Source organism: Pseudomonas sp. RL_105y_Pfl2_101, assembly GCF_963970585.1.
GTDB lineage: Bacteria > Pseudomonadota > Gammaproteobacteria > Pseudomonadales > Pseudomonadaceae > Aquipseudomonas.
This window is the reverse complement of the sequence record NZ_CAXAPG010000110.1, coordinates 1-1,829: the sequence shown is the minus strand read 5'-3', so window position 1 is coordinate 1,829 and position 1,829 is coordinate 1. Positions and strand designations below refer to the sequence as shown.

Here is a 1,829-nt window from a genome sequence, read left to right as displayed (position 1 = left end):
CTGCAACCGGGACTTCAGACTAACAATGCGAACCTGCGTCGCTGCGCTCCGACTGCCTGTCCAAGTGAGCGTGGAATGAGTGTCCAAATGATCGTGGGCTGAGTGTCCAAGTGTCGTGGAATCCGCAGCAACCCTTAGCCCGGTATAAACCCCCGGTCTAGACGAGTCGCCGACCAATGACACCCCGCCCCGGTGGACCAATGTGTGGTTTCATAACGGTCGATCCAGACCCTCCAAGGAGCTGTGGTGAATGAACTCCCAGGACGAATCAACCACCACCGCGTTATACGAAGAGATGATCATGGAACGCCCGAGCCGCCGTATATCAAGGCGCGGTCTCCAGGTGTCATGCGCCCGATGAGGGCCGTGACCTCGGCAGGACTGTTCACGGCTGCGCCAGCGATCTCCAAAATGATATCCCCCGCCCAAACACCATCCCCCCTTTCTCGGACGTAACCCGAAGCTCTTCGCCGCAGCAGGCGTGACCGAGCCGATGTGGGCCCGAGAGGCCCAGTCGCAACAGGCATGGGAGCCGCAATACTTTCGGCGGATCGGGCAACTGCGCCGGTGCACTGGCTCTCTGCCTGACACACTCAACATGAAGGGCCCTTGCATTAGAATGACCGCTCAACTCATATGGAACAGGACTGATCCGAATGGAAGCGCGAGCCACTTTTTCCACCAAGAATTTCAAACCCACTGACCTGACTCCCACGCCCAACATTGCAACAGGCTTACCCGTGTCAATCAGCTTCATGGAAAAGTCCTATACGGGAGCTATCGCTGGTATTTCTTCAACATCCTTTACTGCGGCGTTCGACCAAGCGTCAAGAAGGGGCAGCTACATCGCACTGGAGAGTTTCAAGGGTACGGTGAATGGCGTAGAGGGTTCCTTTAACTTTATTCATTCCGCCTCCACTACCGGAACTGATCGTGCAGACGAGTTTTTCTGCATAGTTGGAGGCAGTGGTACAGATGGTTTGGAAGGAATATCCGGGTCAGGAGGGATCGCGATTGACATCGACGGAACGCACCATATTTGGCTGGATTACCACCTCGAATAATTTAACAAGCTGTAAAGGGCGCCGCCCCTGATGCACTTCAGGAAGAGACCTTCGCGGGGTGCTTACTGCGGGAAATGGGCAGCGGCCATGAGTTTGATCCAGTCTGCATGCACGACTGAATGGTCACGCCCCCTATGCGTACCTGAAGGAGGTTCGCGCGCGCCCGACGACGCAGCGGACGAGTGAATTAGGTTCAAGCTGGACTGGTGGTGACAGCGCCTGGAATAAAACCGCGCCAAGCGATGGGAGACAGCAGGAATACAATGATAAGGAACGCTACCTGGGACAGGTAGAACGGCTCCAGCCACTGCTGCTTCAATGCGACGTATAAAGTGTTGTGAGCTACGTCGACCAAGATGATCGCAGCCGTAAGTACGATTCCGGCTCTTGGCTTGAGGAACAGGAGCAGAGCTGCGAGCGGATCAAAAAAGGTAAGTGCCCCCCAGAAAATACGGCTCGCCAAATAAGCGCTAGGTCCGTATCCGTAGTCCCAGAGCAAACCATGTAAAACATCTGCACAGATGTGATTAGCCGTGGCGACAAGAAGGCAACATGCAAACAACACTCTGACGAAGAATGACAACCTTTGCATAGTTTTATCTACAGTCGCGATCCAAGCCCTGTGAAAGGTGTCGGGCCCTTAGGGATGGTCTGAAATAGCCGGATGTTTTCCGGCTATCGAGCCGTCAGTACTTTTCAAAAAACGACCCGCGTCGAAATTTGATCCATTTTCTTCATTTTTCAGCCCTTCCGGGCGCAGCAAGG

2 protein-coding genes are annotated in these 1,829 nt (G+C 54.5%); one reads left to right on the top strand and one right to left on the bottom strand.

Annotated elements, in window-relative coordinates; genetic code table 11:
- Positions 1-656: 656 nt before the first annotated feature.
- A complete protein-coding gene (locus AACY31_RS28635; RefSeq protein WP_339476936.1) occupies positions 657-1,064 on the top strand; it encodes a DUF3224 domain-containing protein in 408 nt (135 codons plus the stop codon).
- Between the two features lie 193 nt (positions 1,065-1,257).
- Here the strand turns inward: AACY31_RS28635 and AACY31_RS28630 are convergent, their stop codons facing one another.
- Positions 1,258-1,656 carry a hypothetical protein gene (locus AACY31_RS28630; RefSeq protein ID WP_339476934.1) on the bottom strand — a complete coding sequence of 133 codons (399 nt, stop codon included), beginning with the start codon at positions 1,654-1,656 and terminating at the stop codon, positions 1,258-1,260.
- Between the last annotated feature and the right edge of the window lie 173 nt (positions 1,657-1,829).

What these genes read in the sequence shown, in the direction of transcription:
- AACY31_RS28635 (WP_339476936.1), top strand. Translation starts at nt 657, where the DNA reads ATGGAAGCGCGAGCCACTTTTTCCACCAAGAATTTCAAACCCACTGAC.
- AACY31_RS28630 (WP_339476934.1), bottom strand. Translation starts at nt 1,656, where the DNA reads ATGCAAAGGTTGTCATTCTTCGTCAGAGTGTTGTTTGCATGTTGCCTT.